This window comes from Arthrobacter sp. ES3-54, assembly GCF_029504395.1.
Taxonomy (GTDB): domain Bacteria; phylum Actinomycetota; class Actinomycetes; order Actinomycetales; family Micrococcaceae; genus Arthrobacter.
Genome location: NZ_JAQFIF010000002.1, coordinates 437336 through 462185, shown reverse-complemented (window position 1 = coordinate 462185; position 24850 = coordinate 437336). Strand labels below are relative to the sequence as shown.

Genomic DNA, 24850 nt, shown 5'->3' with positions numbered 1-24850 from the left:
AACCAGGCCGCCCGGTATGAGCGGATCGCCGCCTACCGCAGATTCGTCCGGGCATGGCCCGACTTAGATGCGTGGTTCCAGGCGCCCCTCCTTGTCAGGGCTGGCTTTACAGGTGGCCCTCTTCGTGCGACCGGGCGTACTGGTACGTTCAGTGCCAGCGGCTATCTCGTGTATCTGGCCCTGGTGCGCGGCATCGCCATGGATCATGACTTCTTGTTCGTCCGCAAGTATGCGCGGCTCTTCAGCGTCGAGGGCGGCGGACGGGGACTGGGCGTGGATCTGGATCTGATTGACGGTCATGCAACCCGACTGTTGGAATTGGGGTACAGCGCCGAGTCTTCCCGCTCCAACCTCACTTGGGCCATTGGACGGTTGGTCTTGTCCCGTGGCGACCCTGACATCACAGCCATTACAGCCGGGGACTTGTTCGATCTTGCTGAGCGGATCCGCGTCTTTGGTGAGCGGGAGGACTTTGAACAGTTGCGCGCTGCGCTTTACCGGAAGTCGCCCTGGCAAATGACCGGAGAGGACGCCGGCGCACGTTTCATCAGAGCGCATCTGGCGAAGGTCCATTCCCTGCACGTCCTGCTGTTCAACATCAGTCAGGTCAAGGATCCACCAATGACAGGGACGATACGCCGCGTCGGTTGGGAGCAGAACCTGCTGCCCGAACCCTGCCCGCCCCTGATCCGGGCCGTGGTCGAACGCTACCTCACTGTCCGGCTCGAGGCGCAGTTTGACCGTCCGCAAACCGTCCGGATAGCCCGGGAGGGACTGCGCCGGCTCGTGAACTGGCTGGGACGCGAACACCCGCACGTCACCTCCCTTGCACAGCTGGACCGGGCACTGATCGAAGACTACTTACGCTGGCTGCCCTCCTACCTGAGTCAGACCACCGGCCAACCCTTGCAGGCAACGACCCGCAAACACGAAATCAATACCATCGGCACGTTTTGCCGCGACACCGGAATTTGGGGTTGGGACGACGTTCCTGGCAGGCCGCTGTTAACGGCACGAGACGCGCCCCGCAGACCGGAGACCGTTCCCCGCTACCTGCCCCAACACGAGCTGGACGCCCTGATGGCCGCGATCGGTGCACTCACCGATCCGCTGCAGCGGACCGCGTTGCTGCTCCTACGATGGTCCGGCGCCCGAAGGGACGAGATCCGGCGGCTGACCTGTGACTGCCTGGACACCTACGCCAGCGGCCACCCCAGGCTGCGGATCCCCGTCGGCAAAGGCCACACCGAACGCCTGATCCCGCTGCACCCCGACGCGGCCGCCGCACTGCAGGAAGCAATCAACCACGCCAAAACCAGGAAAGCGGCACCCCGGCACGACCCCACCACCGGGCGGCTCGAGGACTACGTCTTCATCCGCAAAGGCCGGCTCCTGTCCTCAGCCACGCTTTTCGATGACGCCTTCGAAAAAGCCTGCACAGCCGCCGGGCTCGTCGATTCCAAGGGGACCCGGACCGTCAGCGCGCACAGGCTCCGCCACACCCTCGGCACCCAGCTCGCCGAAGGAGGAGCGAGAATCCAGACCATCATGACGATCCTGGGGCACAAGAGCGCGTCCATGTCGATGATCTACAGCCGGATTTCCGACCCCGAAGTCCGGCGGCAGTATGAAGACGCACTGGCGTCGGGAAACCGCATCGCCGGCCCGGCAGCCGAAGCTCTCCTGAGCGGCCGCCTCGATGACCAGGCCATCCACTGGCTGCAAAGCAACTTCCTCAAAACCGAACTCGAACTCGGCCACTGCCTCCGGCTGCCGGCGGAAGGGCCCTGTGAATGCGAACTGATGCTCTCGTGCCCGAAGTTCCTCACGACCAGCGAATACGCCCCGAAACTCCGGATACGGCTGCAGCGCGAGGAAGAACTCATCACCGACGCCCAGATCCGCGGCTGGCCCCGCGAAGTCGAACGGCACCAGGCAACACAACGCCGCATTATTCAGCTTCTCAGCGACCTTGATGAACAGCCCGATTCCATTTGAGACAGTCCCGTTTGGCGGGATAGAGCCCGGCCGCGGCGAGGGAAGTATGAGGCCGGCGACGGTGACGGTTGTCTAAGGTCGTCATCGCCCATCATCCCGTCACCCATGCCATGGCCGGCCGCCATCTGGGTTGGTTCGTTCCAGTTCTTGAGCCACAGCCCGTCATCTGCTCGATTTCGGGCGTCTGGGCAGCTTTGATCTTGGTGGCCAGTGCAGTGGCCTCTCCAGTGGACAATGCGCAGTTCTCAGTCTTGGATGGAAGCCGCTCACGTGGCCGAGTGTTCTATCGGGAGCCCTGCCGCCTTCCACTCGGGGAAGCCCTCCTCAAGCCTTGTGGCGAGGCGCCCTTCGTCCGTGAGCAGCCGCACGGCCTCGTCCGCATATAGGCAGTATGGTCCGCGGCAGTAGGCGACGATTTCGCTCCCCTGGGGAACCTCGCGCAGTCGAGACTTAACGTCCGAGAAGGGCACGGAAAGCGCACCCGGGATATGTCCGGCTTCGTACTCTGGCTGCGGCCGCACGTCCAGCACAACGACGTCGCCCTGCCGCAGCCGCAGCAGCAGTTCGTCGCGCGTGATCATGCTCAGCCCGTCGCGGTCGCCGACGTAGGCACGGACGAGATCGCCCAGCTCGCCCGAGTGCGCTTCGGCTGTCTCCCGAAGTGCCCGCCATAGCCGCTCCACTGCCGGGCTGGCAAGGGAGTAGTAGATCCGCGTCCCCGAGCGTCGGGAGCAGGCGAGGCCGGCTCGCAGCAAGCGCTGCAGATGCTGGGATGTGTTGGCCATACTCTGGTGGATCTCGGCGGCCAGCTCGTCAACCGACCGCTCGCCCTGCCCAAGGATATCGATCAGCTGCGCCCTCCTGCCGTTCCCCAACGCCTTGGCAGCTTCTGCGAGGGCGTCGAAGAGCGCATCCTTTTCCTGCTGGTCGCCCACTCGCGCCTCCTATTCAAGAGTTCTCTTGACAAGCCTACCGTCAGGGGATTCTTATTCAAGTACCTACTTAAATAAGAAAGGGGGTGGTGGCCGTGTCCACCATCCAAACTCCCCAAGGGAAACAGTCCCGCCTCCGGACAGGAGCCGCTCTCATGACGCTGGCCGGGCTGGCCTTCGTGGGGTACGCCGTGATCTTCCTGGTACTCAACTTCACGGACGCCTTCCTCGAGCTGGGCATCGGCCCCGATCAAGTGGACAAGGGGAAGGCGGAGATCGAGGCGTTCAGCCCGCAGCTGTATCACTACATCAGCCATCTGCACATCGCGGTCAGCGGCTTCATCGCTGCGACCGGGCTGGCCGTCGCAGGCCTGTCCTGGTATGGGGTGCGCCGCGGAGAACGGTGGGCCTTCGCCACAGCCGTTATCGTCCCGGTCGTCGGACTCGCCGTGGCCCTCCCCGCGCACTACCCATGGGGTCTGGCCACGCTTGGGCACCTCGGCCTGATCTACCTCGCCGTCCTCATTTTCCTGGTAGGGGTCGTGGCAGCCTACAGCGGAATGCGAAGCCCCGCGATGACACACCACTGACACTCACACGACTGACTGAATCCCAAAATCCAGCCAGGCGCTCTGTCATGCACCGGGCGAATCAGGTCATGGTCCAAGTTCTGTGGCAAGGCCTTCTAGAGAATGTCGTCTCAGTCTTGACTGAATAATTTTGTCCACATAATTGACGGGGACCAGGACGCGACCGAGGAACTGGAGTCCGTGATCGCGGACGAACCCGATCAGCTCCTCCACGTCGCCCAGATGCTCCGGGACCGCCGCGACCGCGCCGCAGCCCTCGCCGCACTCATCGCCGAGCTCGAGGCGGAGGGCAAGACCATCGTCGAGGACGCCGGGCACTACGCCAACGAAGAGAACCTGTACGTCTCGGCCGCGAAGCGGGCCGACGGGGAACCGGCCACCGACGAGGACGCCAACGCCTACCTGATCAGCACCGACTACCGGGGCCAGCACAATGCCAAGCCCGTCATCACCGGCTGGCAGGATCTGGGCTTCACCCCGAGGTACGAACGCTACGACGGCGGCACGCAGGCCCAGAAAGGCCCGATGACCGACGAGCAGAAAGCCGAGCGGAAGACCCTGATCGCGAACAACCGCGAGATGGAATCCGCGACCCAGGTCAGGCGTGAGTTCGTGAAGACCCTGCTCTCCCGCAAGACCGCGCCGAAGGGCTGGCAGTACTTCACCGTCCACGCCATCACCCACGACCCCGAAACCGCCAGCGGCTACGACGGCAAGGTCGCTACCGAGATGATCGGAGCCAAGACCGGAGAGGACACCGACCGGTGGGGCTGGAACCCGATGCGGGACCACATTGCCAAAACCACCGCCCGGCCCGAGTTCTCCCTCATCGCCCTGATCTGCGCAGGCTATGAAAAGACCATCCAGAAAGACTCATGGCGGAGCGCCGAAAAGCGGCACTTCCACTACCTGAACCAGCTCGTCCCCTGGGGCTACACCGCCAGCGCCGTCGAGCAGATCATCATCGACAAGCACTCCGCCGAAACCGAGTAATGTGACAGTGAGTCCGGGCGGCTGGATCCCCCAATGCAGCCGCCCGGCCACTCACCCCGTGAAGGGCCAGGAACCTCCCGTAACGCGGGCGGTCCGCCGCCCAGGGCGAACCACCGCAGCCACTCACCAGCGACGGACCGCCGTTGAACGCGACCATCCGGGCGTCCACCAAGTGCCGCGCTGATCCGGTCGCCAAACTTTTATAGACTTGAGCACAGATTTCCTTTGCCCAAGGGAAAACCAGGCAGGGCCGGCACTCACGTGCCGGCCCTGCCGCCTTTAACCATGACCGTTCGAGCCTCCATCGGGGGAAGCTGCGGCATGCCTTCCAGCCGACGCTCGGCTGGTATCAGGTAAGGGTGCTGTGTCAAAGAACTGGTATTCCGTTGGGTGGACGCGGATTGTTCCGGCAGCCTCCGCTTTTTCCCGGATGAATTCGTGGTCAGCCTGGGACAGTACGATCTGTCCGTGCGGGTCACTCTCGAGGTCCCCGGCGGCTTCCTTGGTCATTTTGGTCGACATAGTACGTGGCAGGATCAGGCATCCCGGATTTTCCAGGAGCCAGGTCCGGGTCTCCGAATCGAGCAGGTCCCACTCGTCTTTGATGCTCATGCTCTGCAGGCCCCCCTTCCTGTCTGGCTTCATGAAGGTGAATTCCGTACAGACTACGCCTGCCGCCAACGCAGACGATAGGGCGTCTGTGCCGCCCCGGCGGGAGGAACGCCGGACCCTGTCCCGCTCAAAGCGAGCCGCCGAATCGACGGGGCGCCGATCCGCCTTCTGAGACCTGGGCGCCCCCAGTCGCCGTCCCCTCAGCCGTCCCTTCACAAGGGTGGCGGCCGAAACAGGGGTAGTTAGCCAGTGAGAGTACCCGGGGGGACCTGCCGGGGGAGCGGGACGACCAGAACCGGCCGGTGCTGGCGGTGGGTGAGCTCGACCGCGACCGAACTGACGAGCAGCTGTTCCAGCCGGATTCCCAGACTGCGTTCGCGGGTCCCCACGATGATGACGGATGCGTCCACAGATTCCGCAAACTGGCCCAGTGCCCGGGCCGGTTCCCCCGTGAGCGTCAGGAAGGACCAACGGACTCCGGTGCCATCCAGGGTTTTCCGGAGACGTTCCCGGATGCCGGCACTCGTGGCTTCAACGTCGTCAACCAGCCCATTCTCCGGCTCCCCGGCAAGATAAGTCGTAATGTCCACGTAAGCACAGATCAGCTTGACGTTCAGAGTCAACGCAAGTTCCGCGGCGCGGTGCACGACCGCCGGTGGTTGCCCGGGCACGACGCCTGCCAGGACCGCCCCGGTGACCCGCCGCGGCACAAAGACAGCATCTCCGGCTCCGGGCCGCGTGCCCCGGGCGGGCTCATTCATGGGCTCTTCCATCGCTGAGTGCACGCCGCAATCGTAGATCGGGCGCCGCGGCGTCCCTCTGAGGCGCAGGCGACGGTGGACGAAATATGTTCACTGTACGGTTGCGGCGACCGACCAGCGCCGATCCTTCTCAGGCAGGCGCGTGGTGCTTAACAGCTGGGACCTGCTGCACCGGCGATTGGACGCAGCTAAATGGAGGATCCTGCCAACGCATGGGCAGCAGGCAGCTGACTCAGCCATTCCCTGGCCGCACTCACGGAGGTGAAATATCCGTGCGGACAATCCTGCTCCCGCAGGAGAGACGCGGCCACCACCCGGTCCACGACCGTGGACCCGACCAGCGCCACGGCCGAAACAAAGCGCTTCCCCAACAGCGTCGCTCTCGCCCCGGGACTCATACACACGTCGACAACCTCGACGAGCATCGGCTGCAAACCGGTTCCGGTCACCCCCTGCACGGCCGCAACGACGGCATCGGCGTCGGCTGCCGAGACCGTGGAACCCGGCATCCACCTCAGATGGAATGTGCCCGCCGCGTCCACGCTCAAGGTTGCGTTTGTGCAGGTCAGTGCGATTTCCAGCATAATTTTCCCCTAGTCCTCCGACGAGGGTAGCGGAACCCGCGGCATAAAAGTGATTTATCGAACAATCTCTTGGCCGGGGCCCCGAAGCGAGAGCACACGAGGCCTTCCCATGCAGGCACAGTCACACCGGCCACACCTCCACCGCAGCTCTATTCCGCGGACCGTGCAGGGGATGGCTAGATGTCATTTTCCAAACTCGTCTGCACGAAATGTCCAAAGTCGTCTGCACGGCCGCCCTATCCGTAAAGGGAACGGCTTTTGGGACGATGCTTGCGGGCGAGATATGCCACGTGCCTCAAGGGGATCCCTAGCCGAACACTTCGGGAAGCACCGTGACGAATGCGTCGAGTGGCCGTACCAGGCCGAATGCGATGCCCCGTGGATGCTGTGCACACGCACCCCACGGCGTTCGAGTTCCGGGACGTTCCTGCCGCTGAAGTAGCGACTCGGGTCTGCCGGACACCTCTGGTGTTGAGTGCTTGAATGGGGGCATGGTGGATCGAAGCGTACTGGTCTCCGGCGGCGGCATTGCCGGCTCGACCGCCGCGTACTGGCTGGCGAAGGCCGGTTGGTCGGTCACGATTGTGGAACGAGCGGCCGACACACGATCTAGTGGCAACCCTGTCGACGTACGCGGAGGAGCGGTCGCTATTGCACGGCAAATGGGTATCTGGTCGCGCCTGGAGGAGGTAGCCACCGGTGTCGAACGCCTGGTCTTCGTCGACGCCGGCGGGCGGCCACAGGCCACGATCCGCACGCGCCAACGCGTCGACCGCCACGAGCAGGTCGAGGTCGCGCGCAATGAACTCGTCACCCTGTTACTCGAGAAGGCCCAGGAGACAAGCCTCATCATCCGGGACGACTCGATCACCGCCCTGCAACAGGACGGCGGTGGAATCGACGTCGAGTTTCATCGGGCCGCTTCCCGTCGCTTCGACCTGGTCGTCGGAGCCGACGGAGTCCACTCCACCGTTCGGCGTTTGGCATTCGGCCCCAAAGAACGTTTTTCCCGCCCATTCGGCATGTTCGTGGGCACCGTGCGCGCCCCTACTCCGATCGAGGATCCGCGCACCGTGCTGTTGTACAACGAACCGGGAACCTCCTTGACCATCCATCCGGCGGGTGGGAAGCCCGGGTTCGCATTCATCTTCCGGGGGCAGCCCGATTTCGACAACCGCGACGCGGAACAAGGCAGACGCCTCGTCGAGTCCACCTACGCCGGCGGCGGATGGCTCACCACGCTCGCGCTCGAGGAATGGGGCGCGTCCGGCGATAGGTACTTCGATGCCGTCACCCGCGTGGACGTACCGAAGTGGACTGCCGGCCGCGTGGTGCTGCTCGGTGACGCGGCGAGTTGCATCTCGCTGTTCGGTGAAGGATCCAGCAGCGCGATCGTTGGTGCCAAGACCCTCGCCGACGCGATTGCCACCCACCCGGATGACCACACCGCCGCTTTCGCCGGCTATGAACACACGCACCGCAAACACGTCCGACCGCTACAACGGGGCGCCGGCATCGCATCGCGCCTCCTCGTACCCAAGACCCGGTCAGGCATCACGATGCGCAATGCGGTGTTGAACGCGGCCGGATCCCTCCGCCGCGGACAGCGCACCAAGGACGAGCTACGACACCGGAACGAGGTGGATTGAGAATGCCGAAACAAAGAGAGGACGGGAAAGAGAACCCTGCGCCGACCACGGGACCCGCGTTCCCCAGGATGCTGACTCTGGAACAGGTTCAGGAGATTCTGAACGTCAAAGGTGCGCTCGTATACTCGCTGGTCCCCGGACACAGCAAGAGACTGGCCGGCCGCAAGGGCTGACCAGTCTCTCGGGGACTGCTAGAGCGGCTGGATGTTCTCAGCCTGGGGGCCCTTGGGGCCCTGGGTGATGTCGAACTGAACCTTCTGGTTCTCGTCCAGGGACTTGTAACCGCTGGATGCGATTGCCGAATAGTGTGCGAACACGTCAGCGCTTCCGTCGTCAGGGGCAATGAAACCGAAGCCCTTTTCGGAGTTGAACCACTTGACAGTACCTGTTGCCATGCTTGATTTCCTTCACGGGTCGCTGGGCGGTTCCGCTTCTCGGAATACCGTCCCCGCCACTCACATGGATGAGCCTATGGGCGATCGTTGGCAGGGGCAACAGTTGGCTTCAAAAGCGGAAGTCGCCGAGGCGGCTTGGCATCAGCTGGGGCGGAAAGGGCCGAAAGGGTGAGCCGGCGGGTGCGGGGGCCACGGCTGCCAGTCTGCCTCAGGGCGTCTGAGAGGTGATCCATTGCCGGGCATCCAGCTCTCCGATCCGCCGGTACAGGGTCGCCCGCGACATACCCAGGTCACGGGCGACGTGGGTGGCTGCCTCCCCGCCGTCGATGAGGCGGCGGGCGTTGCTGATCTGGCTGTCGCTGAACTGCTGCCGCCGCCCGCCCAGATCCTTCCCCGCGGCCCGGCGTTTGGAGACGGAGTCGTTGATGCGTTCGCGCTTAATCTCGAGTTCCATCTGGGCCAGGGCCGCCATGACGGTGAAGACCATGGATCCCATCGGGGTGCCGGTGTCCACATTCCCGCCGCCCAGGTTCAGCACCCGAAGGTTGACGCCCCTGGCCCGCAGCTCTTCGGCAAGGCCGAGCATGTTCACCGTGGACCTTCCCAGCCGGTCCAACGTGGTGATCGCCAGCGTGTCCCCCTCGTGCAGTGCTTCCAGCGCCCTCTTGAATGCCGGCCTCGATGCCCGGGCGCCGCTGACCCCGTGGTCGGTGTAGAGGTCATCACGTCGCACACCGGCTGCGAGCAGGTCCCGAACCTGCCGGTCGAAGTCCTGTGCCCTGGTCGAGACGCGGACGTAACCGATCAGTTTTCCCATGTAAACCCCGCAAGTGTCTTGCAACCAATGCTCGTGTCAGCAAACTAGCAGGAGGCTGCGATACACGGTGGCAAGACACTCGGGGCCGCGGAGTTCCAAGCCGCACTGTTGTTTCACCGGACCGTCTCACATCCCAAGGGTTGTGAGACGACCTGGAGTGAAGCGTTTAGGGCACCTTCACCGGGCAGTTAGTCGGGCCGGGTATACGGGCACGTCAGCTCCAGCACCCGCACAGACGGCCTTAGGGTGCTGGCGCGCCCGATGAACGACCGTCTAACGGGCGGTTCGCAACCTGGAGCCGGCCCACCGATGTCATTTTCCGAAGTCGTCTGCACGGAACGTCACGAGTCCTCTGCACTACAGGAACAGCTCATCTGGGGCGGGGCGGGTCGAGCAAGGATCCAGCGGGCCCGCAGCCAAGTGTTTCGGGTGCATGCCACAATGAGGCCCATGACTCGAATCCTCATGATCGGCATCCACGCGCGAGCCCTCGACTATAGCAAGCTGCCTCCTGGCCTCGACGCGGCCACGATGACCGAACGGATCGAAGCGGGGTTCGGGGCCACTACGGCCGCCGGCTTCGACGCCGTCAACTGCCTGATCGGCACCTCCCCGGACGAGGCCGAAGCAGAGATCCGCTCGGCATTCGGTCGTGATCGTTTCGGCCTCGTGATGATCGGGGGCGGCATCAGGATGATCCCGGAGCACACCGAGCTCTTCGAACGGATCATCAACGTGTGCAATGCGGAATCGCCCGGAATCACCTTCTGCTTCAACACATCGCCCGAGACGACTCTGGACGCGTTGGAGCGTCACGCCCATCCGTGAACGTCTGCGACGCGATCCGGTGCGTCGACTAGCCTCGGCGTTCCGTGTCGGCGGTCATGAGATGCGCCTCTGCTCACGTGCGGCTGCGATGTATTGGGAATAGGTGCTCGCCTTACGGGCACTGTTGCGACACGGAGCGACCAGAAAACGCCGCCACAGAGCGACCAACTCCACAGCTCATGCCACACGATAGCGCGCGTAAGGAGCCAAAGGGGTGGTCCCACCGTTCTCAATAACGATCCCTTTACGGGCAGCCCTGAAGGCGCCGGTGTAGTCGGTACTGCACTGTGAGAGTCCTGCAGGAGCGGGTTTAGTCGACCAGTGCTGTGGGTTTCAGTAGCTGGAAGGCTTCATCGAGCAGCTCCCGGGTTGTTACGGCACCGTCGCGGTGGACGAGTTCGGCTGAGGAGACGTCGAGGCAGGTCAGGGCGCTGAGGGTGATTACCCGTGCGTGGTACTGCCGTGTGGCTTCGGGTCCGGTGAGGGCGGCGGCGACCAGGGGCACGAGAACAGTCATCCAGGCCAGGTGCTTTTCCGTGTTCCGGGCGCGCAGCGAAGGCGTGCTAATCATTACTCGCGTTGCTCGTAACGCCCATTCGGGGTTTGATTCGACTGTTTCCGCCAGTACTTCGAACCCTGATCGCAGGGCCTCCCATACAGGCATCGATCCCAGTGCCTGGGCAAGTCGCTCCCGAACGGGCTCACCGTAGATCATCGGATCCCCGAGAACGACGTCCTCCTTCGAGGCGAAGTACCGGAAGAAGCTCCTCGGCGAGATGCCGACCGCGGCTGCGATCTGGTCGACGGTGGTCTCATCGAAACCCTGCTCGTCGAACATCACAAGAGCAACGTCGGCGATCTCCTGACGCACGACGTCTCGCGTTCGCTGCCGTAACCCGACCCCACCACTGCTTTCACTCATGGAACGAGCATACAACGTCAAAGTTGACAGCAACTGACACAAAGGGCATAAACTGCTCTCATCGCCCTCGGTCAGCACATATTTGCCGGGACCGAGGCGTCCCAACTCACGTACTTAGGGAAAAGTCATGCCAACCACTGAACAGGTCGATTTTTCTTCACCTACCGTGTCCTGGACCAGGACCTCTTCGAGAAGTACCTCGCCGCGGTGCTGCCCGTCACGGAGAAGGAGGAGCCATACGTCCTCGAGTACACCCTGGCGCGCAGCGCTGACGGGACGATCCTGCAGCACGAGCGGTACGAGAACGAGGAAGCGATTGCCCGCCACCTCGCCCTGACCGCTGACGGACAGATGATGTGGGGAGAGTCCACCGAACTCACCGACATCCGCTTCGTCGGGCCCCCCAGCGAGAAGTTCCGGACCGAGAACGCGCTGGAACCCATTGCTTCCTGGTGGGACCGCTACCAGTGCATCAACCGATAACAGAAGGACACATCTCATGCCGACACGCACTCTGGGCACACAGGGCCTGACCACGTCCGCCATCGGCTACGGCTCGATGGGAATCTCGATGGCCTACGGAGCGTCCGACGCTGAAGGCGGTTCCTCCGCCATCCAGCGCGCCTATGACTTGGGCGTGACGTTCTTCGACACCGCCGAGCTGTACGGCTGGGGGGAGAACGAGAAGGTCGTCGGTCGTGCGGTGAAGAGCTTCCGCGACGACGTGGTCATCGCCACGAAGTTCGGCTACACGCACGACTACGGGTTCGACAGCCGGCCCGAGCACATCCGCGAGGTCGTCGAGAACAGCCTGCGCTACCTCGGCATGGACCACATCGACGTGCTCTACCAGCACAGGGTCGATCCCGACGTCCCCATCGAGGATGTCGCCGGAACCGTGAAGGAGCTCATCGACGCCGGCAAGGTCAAGTACTTCGGCCTCAGCGAAGCCGGACCGGAGACCATTCGCCGCGCCCACGCCGTTCAGCCCGTCTCGGTCCTCCAAACCGAGTACTCCCTCTTCGAGCGTGAAGTAGAGGTCCTGTTCCCGACCCTGAACGAGCTCGGCATTGGCTTCGTCCCCTACTCGCCCCTGGGCCGCGGGTTCCTCACCGGCACCGCGAAGCCGGCCTCCGAGTACGAGGAGGCCGACATGCTCAGCTGGGACGCCCGCTGGCAGCCCGGCAACTTCGAGAAAAACGTCGAGGCCACACGCCAGCTGACCGAACTCGCCGCATCCAAGGACGCCACCGTCGCGCAGCTCGCCCTCGCCTGGCTCCTCGCGCAGGGAGAACACATCGTCCCCATCCCCGGCACCCGCAGCACCAAGCGCGTCGAGGAAAACGTGGGCGCCGCCAACCTCACCCTCACCGAAGCCGATCTCGCCCGCGTCAAGGAGATCCTTCCCACCGGTGGATTCGGCTCCCGCTACCCCGAGGGCATGAACCCGAACTGGCAGTAACGCTCAACGACAACACCCAATGACGAGGAAGACGCGAGGCGCTGGCCGCCTCGCGCCTTCCTCGTCACAACGAAAAGCGCCATGCGCTACCGCTACCCCGAGTTTGGAGGACATATGCAGGCCGACGCACTGCAGCAGTACGCCAGGGACCACGTGGAGGAGCTCCCCGGGGCCGGCCTCGAGTATCCCTTCGGCCCTGAATGGGAGGTATTTAAGGTGCGGGGCAAGGTGTTCATGCTGCTGACCGACGTCACAGGGGAACCGATCGTGATCGTCAAGGCCGCGCCGGAGGACGGCAAAGCGCTGCGGGAACAGCACGAGGACATCACGCCTGGATACCACATGAACAAGCAGCACTGGATCACCCTGCATCCCTCCGGCGACCTGCAGACACAGCTGATCGATGACCTGGTCACGGATTCATATCTGCTCGTCGTGGAGAACCTCCCGCACGCGATGCGGCCGGTCGACCCTGCCACGTTCGGGCGGAAGAACCGGTGACGCTTTCCGGAGCGCGGCTGCAGCAGATCGCCCGCGACACAGCGGCGTCACTCGACGACGTGAGCCACGGGCATCCGTTCGCCCCGCACCTGGACGTGTGGAAGGTGCACGAAAAGGTGTTCCTCATCGTCACCGACGACGATCCTGACTTGCAGATCATCACCGTGAAGGTCGACCCGCATCACGGCGACGCGTTGCGCCGCGACCACGACGCGATCACCGCCGGCCACTACCTCGACAAGCAGCACTGGATTTCTATTGGACCAGGCGCGGGAATCACCGCCTCACTGATCGAAAACCTGGTGCACGATTCCTACGACCTCGCCAGCCAAACCCCCACGAAACGTCACCCATGACCGAGCAACCACCGTCGCTGTTCGACGTCGACGACGCCGCCCGGCCGCTGGCGGACCGTCTGCGACTTCACACCCTGTCCGATGTCGTCGGGCAGGATCACCTGCTCGCAGCAGACGCACCCGTCGGGCGGATGGTCGGCGCGCACCATTTGGTATCTATGGTGCTGTGGGGGCCGCCCGGATGCGGCAAGACCACGATCGCCAGGCTCCTCGCCGAAAAGACCAACCTAGCCTTCGAACCGCTCTCGGCCACCTTCTCCGGAGTCGCTGACCTCCGCCGGGTCTTCCAGACCGCGCAGCGCCGGCGAGAGCTCGGGCAAGGAACCCTGCTGTTCGTCGACGAGATCCACCGCTTCAACCGCGCGCAACAAGACTCTTTTCTCCCCTATGTGGAGGATGGCACTATCGTGCTCGTCGGGGCCACCACCGAGAACCCCAGTTTCGAACTCAACGGTGCGTTGTTGTCGCGCTGCCAGGTGTTCGTCCTGAAGCGCCTCGACGACACGGCCCTCAGCGCACTCGTCACCCGGGCGGAGCAGTTGCTCGGCGGGCGGCTGCCGCTTGATGACGATGCGCGCCATGCGTTGATCGCGATGGCTGACGGGGATGGTCGGTACCTGCTGAACATGATCGAACAGGTGCAGGCCCTCCCTGCGCCGGTCGACCCGGCCGTGCTCGCCGCCGCGGTACAGAAGCGGGCACCGCTCTACGACAAGTCGCAAGAAGGCCATTACAACCTCATCTCCGCGCTCCACAAATCCATGCGGGGCTCTGACCCCGACGCCGCCCTGTACTGGCTGGCGCGGATGCTTGACGGTGGAGAAGATCCCTTGTTCATCGCGCGCCGGATCACCCGGTTCGCGAACGAAGACATCGGCCTCGCCGATCCGAACGCCGTGCAGCAGGCCCTCGCCGCATGGGATGTCTACGAACGCCTCGGCTCACCCGAAGGCGAACTCGCGATCGCACAGGCCGTGCTCTACCTCGCCACCGCACCCAAATCGATCGGCGTCTACCGCGGGTTCAACAAGGCGTGGGCTGCCGCGAAACGCACCGGCTCGCTGATGCCACCAGCCCACATCCTCAACGCCCCCACCCGCCTGATGAAGAACCTCGGCTACGGCAAGGACTACCAATACGACCCCGACACCGACACCGGCTTCTCCGGCGCTAACTACTTCCCCGACGGCCTCCCCCGGGAAACGTTCTACGAACCCACCACTAGCGGCTACGAACGCGCCATCAGCGAACGACTCCGCCACTGGGCACAGCTGCGCAGCGACCAACCCGGTGCCGCGACGACACCGCCCGAAGACAACTGACCACCGCTCGAAAGGCTCACCACATGTCCAAATCACACCCCATCCGCTCCTGGCTCGGCGTCCCCTTCGCCACCGCAGAACGCTTCCACAGCCCCGTCTTGCTGCCCTTCAACCCTGACGCGCCATACGACCAGAAGGGACCCGCACCCCTCCAGGCAGGCGCCCCCACGTGGCTCGAGGCCGACAACGGATTCAGCGAAGACTGCCTCAACCTCAATGTGTGGGCACCCGAAGACGCCGCCGACGAACCGCTCCCCGTCATCATCTACATCTACGGCGGCGGATTCGAGATGGGAGCGAACACCCAGACCACCTCGAACGCATCCGGGCTCGCCGCGACCGGCCGTGACGACACGAGACACGGACGGCGAACCCCCTTGCCAAGCTGAGCAGACGTACTTTCCAGCTAGTCGTCTCGGCCCGGTTCATCGCACCGCCGTATAGAGTCCCGTACGGCTCAAGCGATTTCGACGGCTTCTCCGCGCACGATGATCCCGCCGAGCGGTGGAATATCAATGGTGAGTCTGCTTGGGCGGCCGACGTGGCTCCCTTGGAGCACCACCACCCGGCTGGGTGGTTCGACAAGCGAAAGAAGGCGGAGGTATCCGCCGAAAGCGGCGGCTGCCGAACCGGTCGCCGGATCTTCAGTGATGGTGCCCACCGGAAAGAGGTTGCGCGAGTCGAACTCGCCCGGCCCGGTCTCGCAGAGTGTCGTTACGGTGCCTGCCCAGTTTTGGGCGTCCATCAGCGTGCGCATATGGTTCGGTTCGAACACGAATGAGTCAAAGGTCCTTCGTTCTGCGAAGACGAGAATGGGGTGCCAGTTCCCGGCAAAAGCGAGCATCGGAGGGTACTCGGGGTGCAGTTCGCCCCGGCCGACGCCGAGCAACCCGAGCAGGGTGCTCAGAACGTCGTCGGGGAACTCGGCCACTCGCGGTTCCACGCTCGTGAAGCATGCCGTCACGGCTGCGCCCTGGCCTGCAGTCTCGATCACGACGGACCCCACCGCGGTGTCGAAAACAAAGGTCCCGGCACCATCTCGCCCTGACAGCGCGACGGCCAAAGCAATTGTGGCGTGGCCGCAAAACGGCACCTCGGCGATCGGGGAGAAGTACCGCACGCGGTTTCGGCGGGAGTCTCCGTCAACCGACGCCTCGGTGATAAAGACCGTTTCCGCATATCCGATGTCGGCCGCGATGGCCTGCATCTGGGCGTCGTCAAGTCGGGTTGCGTCCAGGACTACTCCCGCCGGATTGCCTCCGTCGGGGGTGTTGGTAAAGGCGGCATAACGAAGTACGTCTGGAGTCTGATTCATTGCTACATCCTCGGTGGGTTGTGAAGATACGGGCGTGGCGAAGACCAACAGGGCGAAGCGAAATGCGACTGTAGCACTAGTCCTGTACGGCTCTGCCGGCCATGGCGAGGGACATGTTTCGGGGGAGGCGCTGGGCGATGCCGGCCAGAAGGCGATTTCCCAAGCCTGAGACGACGCTTACCGGTGTAGTGCGGCGATCGAGAGCGCGCAGGGCAGTGTCGATGACATCGCTGGCGCTCTGCAGCCGGCCGACCGCTGCCGCCTGGCTCCCGAGTACATCGAAAAACTCGGTGCGGATAGCCCCCGGGCAGAGCGCGAGCACACGAAGGCCGGATTCCTTCGTCTCATGTGCCAGGGCTTCGGTGAAGCTCAGGACGAATGCCTTGGTTGCCCCGTAAACCGCCATCCCAGGTACCGGCTGAAAAGCTGCGGTGCTGGCCACGTTGATGAGTGCGCCCCTCCCGGCGGCGAGCATCTCGGGGAGGAATGCCCGCGTGGTCTCGACGAGAGAGGCCACGTTGAGGGAGATCTCCGAGGCGATGACCGCGGGGTCTTCCTCGACCAAAGGGCCGCTGGTGGCGAAGCCCGCGTTGTTGATCAGGGTGTCGATGCGGATACCCCGGCCGGCTAGCTCGTCGCGGAGTTCCGCTCCTGCTCCCGCACGGCTCAAGTCCTTCGAGAACGTAGTCACTGAAATGCCGTGCGCGTCGTGCAGCTTCCGGGCGAGATCCTCAAGCCGGTCGGTCCGCCGTGCGACCAGCACAAGGTTGGCCCCGAGCGCTGCAAATCGTGTGGCAAACTCGGCGCCGAGCCCGGAGCTCGCTCCAGTGATGAGTGCCGTGGTTCCGATGTAGCTCATGGTCATGTCGAATCCATTCCGTGTGGCGGCCACTCAATGTAGCCAATGGCAACATTGTAGGCAGTGGCATCATTGTTGTCAATGACTACTTTGTGTCTATACTGATCTCATGACCGATCAGCCCTACCATCACGGCAAGCTCCGCGAGGCGTTGCTCGCCCGTGCAAGGGAAGTCATCGAAGAAGCAGGAGTCGAGGGACTGTCCCTGCGGCAACTCGCGCGTGACCTGGGTGTGAGCCACGCGGCGCCCGGCAAGCATTTTCGTGACAAGCAGGCGCTTCTCGATGCTCTCGCCCTTGACGGCTTCCGCAGCATGAACGCCCGGATCACGGGAGCGTCTGAAGCGGCCGGAGACCGTCGGCCACGCTTTGTCGGGATCGCTAGGGCCTATGTTGACTTCGCGGTCGCCCACCCGGTCCTGCTGGCCGTGATGCACTCCACCAAGCACCATCCTGATGCCAGCGATGAACTGCGAAGCATCGGCGAAGACGGCATAAGGGTCGCCAGGGCGCTCATCGCTGAAGCCCAGGACGCCGGGGAGCTGGCGCCAGGCGACTCCGAGAGGCTCGCGCTCGTATGCTTCGTGAGCCTGCACGGAGCCGCCATGCTGGCAGCGGGCAACCTCCTGGATGGAACATCCGTGGACTACCTGACCCTAGCGACTACCGACCTCTTGTGGGCCGGAATGGTCGCAGGTATGCCCGCGCCCCAGGTAGCCTCGGGAATCGGCGCAGGAGCCGCGCCCCGAGATGAACTCGGCGTCATGAACCCTTGTTGAGTCCGAGCTAGCCGTCAGGCAGCCTTCGTTCGGGACATCGCCCTTAGATATGCCCGGCAGGGGTTCCCAAAACTGGACCGCAGACCGCCAATTAAGCTGCGATTTAACCGCAACCCCTGTTTAACAGTCAAACAGGAGTGTGACCATTAACTTCTTTGGCCCCTAAATCGGAGCTGAGTTGGCGGTTCCGCCGTTCCGCTTGCGGAACGGTCGGTGCAGCAGATTCGGTGTCGACCGTGGCGCCCCGATCGGTGTGGCAGCTCGCCGCCCAACGGGATCCTTGAACGCAACACCAGGAATTCACTGGCACGCGGCGTGCGAAGTGCATGACTCGAGGGCAGGATGGAGAACATGGAAGTTCTTGGGAGCCGCATCCTGCTTCATCCGGCCGAACCTGAGCGGAGCCACCGGTTTTATCGGGACACGTTGGGCTTGGCGATCTACCGTGAGTTCGGGAGTCGTGATGCGCCGGGCCTGGTGTTCTTCCTGGGAAACGGTTTTCTCGAGGTCAGTGGACGGTCGGCTGATCCGCAGGGGAGTGCCTTGGCGATCTGGATTCAGGTTCGCAACGTGCAGCTCGAGCACGAGCGGCTGCTGGCGGCCGGGGTACCGGTGATCCGCAAGCCGCAGCAGGAGCCGTGGGGGCTGGTGGAGATGTGGATCGCGGACCCCGACGGAGTGCGCATCGTGCTCGTCGAGGTTCCAAATGATCACCCCCTGCGACGCGACCAGCGGTGATCATTTCTTCTCTCGCGGCCGCCGTCCCGACGGCATCCTTTGCGGCGGAACGGATGTTGGAAGGGCCGGGTCTTAGCATTGGGCGTATGAAGGCTTGTAACGTCCAGGGTCGCTCAGGGCGGAAAATGCAATGACCGGTGACAGGGATCGGGATGCTGCAAGGCGCCCGCGGCAGGCCCGGCCACGTGACGCTCTTGGGCGGCCGCTGCCGTACGGAAGCGCTGGCGTCGAGCCGGTCTCGGAGGAACCGCTGCCGCCGGCGCAGACGTTGGTTTCGGCCCGGAGTCTGGTGGAGGCAGGCCGGCCCTTCGCCGCTCATGAGGTACTCGAGGCCCGCTGGAAAGCCGGGCCGGCCGAAGAACGCAACCTTTGGCAAGGTCTCGCCCAGATCTGCGTCGGGCTCACCCACGCCGCCCGGGGGAACAGCATTGGTGCGAAACGGCTCCTCGAGCGCGGTGCGGCCCGACTCGAGGAGTACGGTTCCAGCGACGGGCCGACCTACGGGATCGACTTGTCCGCCGTTGTGAATTGCGCACGTGACCGGATGCGCACCGGCCACTGAGCCGGCGGCCAGCATCCCCGCGGCAGGCGGCGGCGGAGGCACTAATTCCGGGTACTGCAAAGAGTTTGCTTGACCATTAGTTTGTCCCATTAGGGGGATCGTTCAGCGGGAGCAGGTTCTCCGGGGCACGACCTTCCGGTCCGTTTCGGCGACGAGGAACACATCGATCGAATCCTCGTGCTCGTGGACGAATCCGGCGCGTTCGTAGAGACGCCTCGCCGGGCTGCCTTGGAGGACGTTGAGCCGGAAAGGCCGGTGATCGCGCTTCGCCTCCAATACGTGGCGCAGCACCGCGCCTCCCAGACCCTGCCCTTGATACTCGGGGGCCAGATAGAAGTGTTCAATCCATTGCTCATCCGATTCGGGGCGGACCGCAATGACACCAACCGCGGAGGCCTCAACTTCGACAACAAACGTATGCGCCGGGTGAAAGCCCGTGAGGAAGCGCTGTCTGACGCGCACCGGATCCCAGCGTCCGAGGCGCTCGAGATCGGGACGCATGACCTGGGCGCGGAGCTCGGCAATCCATGAAGCGTCAGAGGGAAGGCTTTGGCGCAATGACCAGACGGGAGGCATGTAGCCATTGAAGCTGAAACTATTCGGCGCGACGAAATCGAGCAGGATCCACGCCCCGTAGGGTGCCATCTGAATTACTGAACCACTCTCGCAAAAACGGACCGGGATCCGCTGAGTTCTGTGGATGGTGTGACCATCCAGACCGTGAAGTAGTTATGTGGGATCTTCAGTTCCGTCGCGTGCTCAAGAGCTCAACCACCGTTGGGTGGAGTTGGCCGTCGGGGAGGAACTGGAATCCCGGGCAGAAGGTGCCGTCCAGTATTCGATGCTCACCGGGTCGCCGCTGGCCACGGCCGCAGTGCGCTGTGTGTCCCGCCGGGCGTACCGGGTGAACCAGCGCACCGGATCGGCGGCCACGGCCCAGATGCGGCCCTCATGCCGGACGGCCAGGGGAGTGCCGGCCGGGGTGAACCGGACGTCCACGGCAACGTCCAGGGCAGTTTCATTCGCTGTTGCTGTCACGGTCTGCGCGTTCTCCCAAGTTCCTGTTCATCATTCTTCCCGGCGGGTGACCGCCGAACTCCACACCCAGGTCCGGTAGGTTACCGGACCGTATTTCCACGTCACTTCCGCGGCCTTGGCCGTCCAGGCGTACACCTCGCCGTCCACCAGACGATCCGTGACCTGACCGCGGCCGGCATGACGCTGCGGGCGATTGCTGACGAACTTGGCCGCTCCCCGTCCACAATCAGCAGGGAACTCTCCCGCAACAGCATGGAAGGCTGGCCGGCGCCCGATGGGGACAGGCGCCGGCAAGCGCTTACGGTGAAGGGCCGACCGGAGACCAGATGGGGGGAGGCGCCGGCCGGCGCTTACGGTGAAGGGCCAGCCGGTGCCCGATGGGGGTCCTGGCTCCGAGCGGCGCTTACAAAGGAGTGATCGTTGGGGTAGCCCAAAAGGTTACGCACCGATCGGAAATTCTTCTTTCTTCTTTCATGCCCGGCGCTGCGGGTCATGGACGACGACGGCGTCAGGCCCCGCCGGGGGACCCTCCGCCGTCGGACTGGCGTCAGCCGCCGGCCGGGGGCACTGCCGCCGGGAGACCATGCCGGCCGGGGTCAGGACCGGAAGAGCCCGCTTTAGGCGTTGAGTGCGATCTGGCCACCCAGATGGGCACAGAGGACATTGCGGCCGGCCGGAATCTCCCGGCTCTTCACGAGGTCGATCAGCCCGGCCAGGGACCGGCCCTCGTAGACCGGCCGGGTCGTGGCGGCGGGCGATGGCCAGATGGTTTCCGACGGCGGCCGGGCGGAACACCGACGAGGGCAGCGATGCGATGCCGGCTCAGTCCGAGCCGGTACATCAACACCCATTCGGCATCAGGAGCGCGCCGCAACCGTCTGTCCATGATGGACCCCATCCTGCCACGGCCAACGCACCAGGCGGGCGGGCGCCGTGGAACCATAGCCACTGCTTTCGGGCGTCCGCTGGCGCGGCTGGCGGCCAGGGCTGGTGTGGGCGGCCGGCGCAGGGCTTTGCCGTGCCCCAACTGTTGCTTTTGCCACCGTCAGAGCCTGCCTTGCCGGGGTGGCTCCGGTGCCGGCTTAGGTCAGGTCGGGGATGTCAGTCCGTGCTGTTGAGGTCGAAGTCCAGGTCGAGGTCCAGCGGCGAGTTCAGCCGTCTCCAGGTGGAGATGACCGGCGTGGTGGTCAGCGCGCGGGAGATTGGCATCCGGTCTGCGGCCACGAGCTGGTCCAGGTTCAGGCCTGTCAGGGCGGCAATGTCTCGGACGGGGACCTGGAAGGTGCGGAACGGGCCGAGCGGGGGAGCCTCGTCGATGGCGCCGGGCCGCGGGACGTCGGGCAGGTTCGCGAGCTCGGGTGTCTGGTCCACGATGTAGCCGGTTGCGGCGAGGTCCCCGTGGTGGAGGAAAACGGCGACCTTGAAGAACTGGAGCGGGATGTGGACGCCCCGGTAGGCGGGGTCGGTGTCACTGAAGATCGGGCCCGTGAGGACGACGAGCCGCCGGCCGTTGTCGGCTGCGTTGTCCTGCAGGTAGGTTTCCAGACCGAGCCAGGGGCCCAGTCCCTGATTGAACGTTGCCGCCTGAGGTGCGGCGTTCGTGTAGTGGAGGTGTCTTCGTTGGCTTGGGCGGCCTCGTCCCGGGTCTCGCCCCAGACGGCTGGGGCCCGCGGACCAGGTGGCCGCGGTCGATGTCGTTGCGGGCGTAGACCCTCTCGCCGGTCTGCTGGTCTTCGCCCAGCCGGGGGTCGGGCCGCCACCGGATGCCGGACCGGCCCAGGTCCATCCGTTGCGCCCCGTCAATCCCCAGGGCCGTCACCGCGGCCAGGCGTTTGTCCGGCCGCATGAGTACGGAGAAGTGCGTGTAGGGCAGAAGGACCGTCTCGACCTCCGCCAGGGTCGGAACAGGCACCGGTACGCCGAGGAAGCCGGCGTCGAAGCCGGACGGCCCGACAGATCGCGTGCAGAAGAAGAGCCCGGTCCCAGCAACACTTCATCCATGCCCGGACACTAGCAGCCGCCGGTGACAACGAAGTGAATGAGCCGGCCGCTCAACGGTCCAGGGCCCGAAGGCGGAACGGGAAACCCCCGGCCCGGCTGGCGGACACCCCGGGTCCACAGACACTGCTTTCGGGTGTCCGCTGGGATAACCGGGCCTTCACGGCCTTCCAGCCAAGGGTCACGGTATCAACGAACGGGACCTGCCGGACGCCATGCAGGGGCGATGTCCAGCGCTCGTCACAAACACTCGATGGTCGCCTGCCTTTAGGACTCCAGGTCGTCAGCCGACGAATTTCGGGGCTGCACGAGGTACCAAAACAGCGGGCCCGCACCCAGAAGAAGATTTTCCTGGACCACGGCCAAGAATCGACGTACGCATTGCGTTCATTGAAGGAGTGCGGGCACAACACCAATTTCGGTCCACAACGCGGCTACCCGGGCGTGACTTTGTCAGTTAGATCTGAGCCCACGAGGGACGGCACCAACGGTGCCGCGGAGAAGGCTTAGCGGGAGCGTGCTACGAGGTGGTTACGGGAGCCCGAGTCGTTGGCGGCCGGAGGTCAGCGGTGAGCGGACCCAACGAAGTCCAGTGCCTCCCGGGCCAGGGCCAGCCATGACTCCTCATCGTCGCCCGTGACGGTGAGCCACTCCTTCATCGGGCGGCCCTTCCCGGCATCGAACGGTGTCCCGGCTCCGGTCCCGATCAGCGCGACGACCCGGGCATGTGGCAGTTTCAACACCAGCTTGTCGCCGGAGATCATCGCGAAAATCGAGCCGTTGACCTTCAGTGCGGAGGATCCGAACCCGCGCCGCCCCGGTTCGCCCGGTACGCTGACGCCCGGGCTGGCGGCGAATTCCTCGACCAGCGCTCTGAACCGCTCCTCGGGCAGCATGGGAACATCCTCCCTTCCTGGAGCCCGGGGGACAACCCCCGGCGCTCGACCGGCCGGGTTGCTACGCCGGCTTCCTCCCGCTCCCAACCTGGACGCGGGAACGCGGCCCGCCGGGGTGCAGGCCTCAGCGACTCTGGGTAGTACGGCGGTCGCCTGACCGGGTCCGTCGGCAGGTCGGGGACAGCCCACCCAAGGAAGAGGACCGCGGCCAGGGCGTTGAGGTAGCCATTTGTTCGGGCGTGCGTCCAGCGAGTGGCTCGGCAAGGTTGGCGCGCTGGCGGGTTGCAGCGTCGAAACGATGCTGCAGGCGTAGGAGCTCCGCGACGACGCCGTTCGCAGTCATTCCTGCTTCGTCGTGGCCTTTGGCCCAGGCTGTCCGCTGCTGTGGAACTTCCGGGTCAGGTCGGCTGCTTGACGGGGTGGGGGTGCATGCACGGACTCAGACGTGCAGGGTGGGCCGGTAGATGAGCTCTTGGATGTTGCCGTCGAGCGTCCGGTTCGCGATCAGCTCGAGGTCGAAGTCGGCCGCCCCCTGGAAGATCGGGTCCAGTCCGGTCTGACCGGTGATCACCGGGAATAGCGTCACTTGGACGCGGTCGACCAGACCGGCGGCCATCAGCGCCCGGTTCATTGACAGGCTGCCGTGGGACCGCAACGCACCTTGGACTCCTCCTTGAGCCGGGCGACGACGTCGACGGCGTCGCCGCTCACGACGGTCGCGTCCGGCCAGTCGAGGGGTCCTTCGAGTGTGGTCGACACCACCGTTGCCGGCAGGCTTCTCATCCGGGTGACCCATGGGTCACGCACCTCGGACTCCTCGGTGCTCGAGGCCAGCATCCGCGCGAACGCCCGGTACGTGTTGGCCCCGAAGACCATCCGCTGCTCCTCGCCGTACAAGGCGAGGCGGCGGTCGAGCAGCTCGGGGCCTTGCTTGCCCCAGTAGCCGCCCCAGTTGCCGCTGTGGGAGCCGTAGCCGTCGAGGCTGGAAAAGACGTCGAAGGTGTAGGTAGGGGTCATGATGTTCTCCTCGAGTGCGGTTGATCGGGGTGTGTGGATGCAGGCTGGAAACCACGGCGAAACTCATCGCCGTTGGACTCCTGAAGTCCGGCCGTCCCGGATGCGGCCCCAGGACTTGACCACGGCCATGACGGTGGCGACGATCAGTGTAGTCAGCAACGCGGCGGGCCGGAAGAAGAGCGTGCCTCTCCGATCCACAGGTCTTGACTATTCCTCCTGCCCAGGTGCTCGCTGGCCTCGGGGCATTTCCATCCCTCAACTTCGTGACGCTAGAGGAAAGTGCCTCAATGAATTGGATCAGCTTGCGTCGAGATTGACCCGCTGAACCTCTGACATGAGTCGTTCTGCGGCTTTGGACACCGCGAGAATCCTAGGCAATCGGACCCTTGAAGGAGTCATAGCCCACAGGCTCTCAAAGCCCACAGGTGGCCACAAGAGTGCTAGCGACAGAGGAAAGTGTGAACCACAACGCGCGATTCCCACAGTCGGAATCGAGTCACGTTAACCGCGGTGTCTGGCGCGCGCGGGAAGATGCCCTGCTGGCTACATTGAGGCCGTCGAGAGACAGTGAATCCGCATTCGCGTCCTTGAAGCTAACATATGACTTGCCTGTAACCGGGAGAGGGAGGTCAACTCGCCTCTCCTTTCCAGGGCTCATAGTTTCAAGCTTGTAGCGCCTGGTCTCGGCACCCTCAGCGTTCACAGACACCACGTTTACGGCCTCCAAGGGAGCCACCACGTGCTGACTCCGAGGGCCGGCTCTAAGCGCAGGTGTTCCCATGCCCGCCAGATTGCTTCCATGCGGATCAGTGCTTCGGGGTGTTTGTACCACTCGGGGCACCATGCGAAGGTTGCGCCTTCGCTGACTTCTCGGACGTAGGACTGGGCCAGCAGTTCGGCGAAGAACTCCACGGCGCTGGAGTAGAC

General features: G+C 64.3%; 27 protein-coding genes and 5 pseudogenes. 15 read left to right on the top strand and 17 right to left on the bottom strand.

The features are described from left to right. The first annotated feature begins 168 nt into the window (after window positions 1-168). Entirely contained in the window at window positions 169-1998 is a 1830-nt protein-coding gene (locus M2428_RS05330; RefSeq protein WP_277524382.1) for a tyrosine-type recombinase/integrase, read from the top strand. 266 nt (window positions 1999-2264) lie between these two features. Here the strand turns inward: M2428_RS05330 and M2428_RS05320 are convergent, their stop codons facing one another. Then, window positions 2265-2933, bottom strand: a complete 669-nt coding sequence (locus M2428_RS05320; RefSeq protein WP_277524380.1) for a metalloregulator ArsR/SmtB family transcription factor — start codon at window positions 2931-2933, stop codon at window positions 2265-2267. 152 nt (window positions 2934-3085) lie between these two features. Here M2428_RS05320 and M2428_RS05315 point away from each other — a divergent pair, with 152 nt between their 5' ends. Together M2428_RS05315 and M2428_RS05310 are read left to right on the top strand one after the other, a co-directional pair. Further along, window positions 3086-3520, top strand: coding sequence for a hypothetical protein (locus tag M2428_RS05315; RefSeq protein WP_277524378.1), 435 nt, complete (start codon window positions 3086-3088; stop codon window positions 3518-3520). A gap of 144 nt (window positions 3521-3664) precedes the next feature. Further along, a pseudogene (locus M2428_RS05310) lies at window positions 3665-4513 on the top strand (chromosome partitioning protein ParB); the annotation flags it as partial. 279 nt (window positions 4514-4792) lie between these two features. On the opposite strand, the gene M2428_RS05305 reads toward M2428_RS05310, so the two are convergent. From M2428_RS05305 to M2428_RS05295, 3 genes are all read right to left on the bottom strand, one after another. After that, window positions 4793-5125, bottom strand: a complete 333-nt coding sequence (locus M2428_RS05305) for a hypothetical protein (RefSeq protein ID WP_277524376.1) — start codon at window positions 5123-5125, stop codon at window positions 4793-4795. Between the two features lie 242 nt (window positions 5126-5367). Beyond that, on the bottom strand, window positions 5368-5886 hold the full coding sequence (locus tag M2428_RS05300; protein WP_277524374.1) for a universal stress protein: 519 nt from the start codon (window positions 5884-5886) through the stop codon (window positions 5368-5370). 188 nt (window positions 5887-6074) lie between these two features. Further along, window positions 6075-6470, bottom strand: coding sequence for an STAS/SEC14 domain-containing protein (locus tag M2428_RS05295; protein ID WP_277524372.1), 396 nt, complete (start codon window positions 6468-6470; stop codon window positions 6075-6077). 491 nt (window positions 6471-6961) lie between these two features. Here M2428_RS05295 and M2428_RS05290 point away from each other — a divergent pair, with 491 nt between their 5' ends. Then, entirely contained in the window at window positions 6962-8119 is a 1158-nt protein-coding gene (locus M2428_RS05290) for an FAD-dependent oxidoreductase (RefSeq protein ID WP_277524369.1), read from the top strand. Window positions 8120-8310: 191 nt separating this feature from the next. Here M2428_RS05290 and M2428_RS05285 read toward each other — a convergent pair whose 3' ends face one another. Beyond that, window positions 8311-8514 (bottom strand): cold-shock protein, encoded by a 204-nt coding sequence (locus M2428_RS05285; protein ID WP_069951488.1) that lies wholly within the window; start codon window positions 8512-8514, stop codon window positions 8311-8313. 208 nt (window positions 8515-8722) lie between these two features. Then, window positions 8723-9331, bottom strand: coding sequence for a recombinase family protein (locus tag M2428_RS05280; RefSeq protein ID WP_277524366.1), 609 nt, complete (start codon window positions 9329-9331; stop codon window positions 8723-8725). A gap of 450 nt (window positions 9332-9781) precedes the next feature. On the opposite strand from M2428_RS05280, the gene M2428_RS05275 reads away from it, so the two are divergent. Next, window positions 9782-10159 (top strand): hypothetical protein, encoded by a 378-nt coding sequence (locus M2428_RS05275; RefSeq protein WP_277524365.1) that lies wholly within the window; start codon window positions 9782-9784, stop codon window positions 10157-10159. A 310-nt stretch (window positions 10160-10469) separates the two neighbouring features. Here the strand turns inward: M2428_RS05275 and M2428_RS05270 are convergent, their stop codons facing one another. Continuing rightward, complete coding sequence (locus tag M2428_RS05270; RefSeq protein ID WP_277524363.1) at window positions 10470-11081, bottom strand: TetR family transcriptional regulator; 612 nt, start codon at window positions 11079-11081, stop codon at window positions 10470-10472. A gap of 207 nt (window positions 11082-11288) precedes the next feature. Here M2428_RS05270 and M2428_RS05265 point away from each other — a divergent pair, with 207 nt between their 5' ends. The 6 genes from M2428_RS05265 to M2428_RS05240 all read left to right on the top strand — a co-directional run bounded on the left by M2428_RS05265 (window position 11289) and on the right by M2428_RS05240 (window position 15111). Then, window positions 11289-11564 (top strand): hypothetical protein, encoded by a 276-nt coding sequence (locus M2428_RS05265; RefSeq protein WP_277524361.1) that lies wholly within the window; start codon window positions 11289-11291, stop codon window positions 11562-11564. 16 nt (window positions 11565-11580) lie between these two features. Continuing rightward, the gene (locus tag M2428_RS05260; protein ID WP_277524359.1) at window positions 11581-12543 is read left to right on the top strand and encodes an aldo/keto reductase; all 963 of its coding nucleotides are present in this window, start codon (window positions 11581-11583) and stop codon (window positions 12541-12543) included. Window positions 12544-12657: 114 nt separating this feature from the next. Beyond that, a complete protein-coding gene (locus M2428_RS05255; protein ID WP_277524358.1) occupies window positions 12658-13044 on the top strand; it encodes an MmcQ/YjbR family DNA-binding protein in 387 nt (128 codons plus the stop codon). Further along, on the top strand, window positions 13041-13400 hold the full coding sequence (locus M2428_RS05250) for an MmcQ/YjbR family DNA-binding protein (protein WP_277524356.1): 360 nt from the start codon (window positions 13041-13043) through the stop codon (window positions 13398-13400). The genes M2428_RS05255 and M2428_RS05250 overlap by 4 nt, the downstream gene beginning before the upstream one ends. After that, window positions 13397-14722, top strand: a complete 1326-nt coding sequence (locus M2428_RS05245) for a replication-associated recombination protein A (RefSeq protein ID WP_277524353.1) — start codon at window positions 13397-13399, stop codon at window positions 14720-14722. Before M2428_RS05250 ends, M2428_RS05245 begins: the two co-directional genes overlap by 4 nt. 23 nt (window positions 14723-14745) lie before the next feature. After that, window positions 14746-15111, top strand: coding sequence for a carboxylesterase family protein (locus M2428_RS05240; RefSeq protein ID WP_277524351.1), 366 nt, complete (start codon window positions 14746-14748; stop codon window positions 15109-15111). A gap of 68 nt (window positions 15112-15179) precedes the next feature. On the opposite strand, the gene M2428_RS05235 is transcribed toward M2428_RS05240, so the two are convergent. Then, window positions 15180-16037, bottom strand: a complete 858-nt coding sequence (locus M2428_RS05235) for a PhzF family phenazine biosynthesis isomerase (RefSeq protein ID WP_277524350.1) — start codon at window positions 16035-16037, stop codon at window positions 15180-15182. 76 nt (window positions 16038-16113) lie between these two features. Further along, entirely contained in the window at window positions 16114-16902 is a 789-nt protein-coding gene (locus M2428_RS05230) for an SDR family oxidoreductase (RefSeq protein ID WP_277524349.1), read from the bottom strand. Between the two features lie 103 nt (window positions 16903-17005). Here M2428_RS05230 and M2428_RS05225 point away from each other — a divergent pair, with 103 nt between their 5' ends. The 3 genes from M2428_RS05225 to M2428_RS05215 all read left to right on the top strand — a co-directional run bounded on the left by M2428_RS05225 (window position 17006) and on the right by M2428_RS05215 (window position 18974). Continuing rightward, the gene (locus tag M2428_RS05225; RefSeq protein WP_277524347.1) at window positions 17006-17674 is read left to right on the top strand and encodes a TetR/AcrR family transcriptional regulator; all 669 of its coding nucleotides are present in this window, start codon (window positions 17006-17008) and stop codon (window positions 17672-17674) included. Window positions 17675-18025: 351 nt separating this feature from the next. Continuing rightward, entirely contained in the window at window positions 18026-18412 is a 387-nt protein-coding gene (locus M2428_RS05220; RefSeq protein ID WP_277524345.1) for a VOC family protein, read from the top strand. A 130-nt stretch (window positions 18413-18542) separates the two neighbouring features. Beyond that, the gene (locus M2428_RS05215) at window positions 18543-18974 is read left to right on the top strand and encodes a DUF309 domain-containing protein (protein ID WP_277524343.1); all 432 of its coding nucleotides are present in this window, start codon (window positions 18543-18545) and stop codon (window positions 18972-18974) included. Window positions 18975-19076: 102 nt separating this feature from the next. Here the strand turns inward: M2428_RS05215 and M2428_RS05210 are convergent, their stop codons facing one another. Both M2428_RS05210 and M2428_RS05205 read right to left on the bottom strand, forming a co-directional pair. Next, window positions 19077-19550, bottom strand: coding sequence for a GNAT family N-acetyltransferase (locus M2428_RS05210; RefSeq protein WP_277524543.1), 474 nt, complete (start codon window positions 19548-19550; stop codon window positions 19077-19079). A 183-nt stretch (window positions 19551-19733) separates the two neighbouring features. After that, entirely contained in the window at window positions 19734-20012 is a 279-nt protein-coding gene (locus tag M2428_RS05205) for a hypothetical protein (RefSeq protein WP_277524341.1), read from the bottom strand. 147 nt (window positions 20013-20159) lie between these two features. Between M2428_RS05205 and M2428_RS05200 the strand changes: the two are divergent. Then, window positions 20160-20300 (top strand): annotated as a pseudogene (locus M2428_RS05200) (helix-turn-helix domain-containing protein); the annotation flags it as partial. Between the two features lie 329 nt (window positions 20301-20629). Here the strand turns inward: M2428_RS05200 and M2428_RS05195 are convergent. The 6 genes and pseudogenes from M2428_RS05195 to M2428_RS05165 all read right to left on the bottom strand — a co-directional run. After that, window positions 20630-20755, bottom strand: a pseudogene (locus tag M2428_RS05195) (aminocyclopropane-1-carboxylate deaminase/D-cysteine desulfhydrase family protein); the annotation flags it as partial. 358 nt (window positions 20756-21113) lie between these two features. Continuing rightward, window positions 21114-21668 carry a DNA/RNA non-specific endonuclease gene (locus tag M2428_RS05190; RefSeq protein ID WP_346780721.1) on the bottom strand — a complete coding sequence of 185 codons (555 nt, stop codon included), beginning with the start codon at window positions 21666-21668 and terminating at the stop codon, window positions 21114-21116. 73 nt (window positions 21669-21741) lie between these two features. After that, a pseudogene (locus M2428_RS22230) lies at window positions 21742-21858 on the bottom strand (DNA/RNA non-specific endonuclease); the annotation flags it as partial. 715 nt (window positions 21859-22573) lie between these two features. Next, window positions 22574-22906, bottom strand: a complete 333-nt coding sequence (locus M2428_RS05180; RefSeq protein ID WP_277524339.1) for a hypothetical protein — start codon at window positions 22904-22906, stop codon at window positions 22574-22576. A gap of 439 nt (window positions 22907-23345) precedes the next feature. Continuing rightward, a pseudogene (locus M2428_RS05170) lies at window positions 23346-23923 on the bottom strand (dihydrofolate reductase family protein). A 714-nt stretch (window positions 23924-24637) separates the two neighbouring features. Next, window positions 24638-24835, bottom strand: a complete 198-nt coding sequence (locus M2428_RS05165; protein WP_277524331.1) for a DUF4913 domain-containing protein — start codon at window positions 24833-24835, stop codon at window positions 24638-24640. Window positions 24836-24850 lie beyond the last annotated feature (15 nt).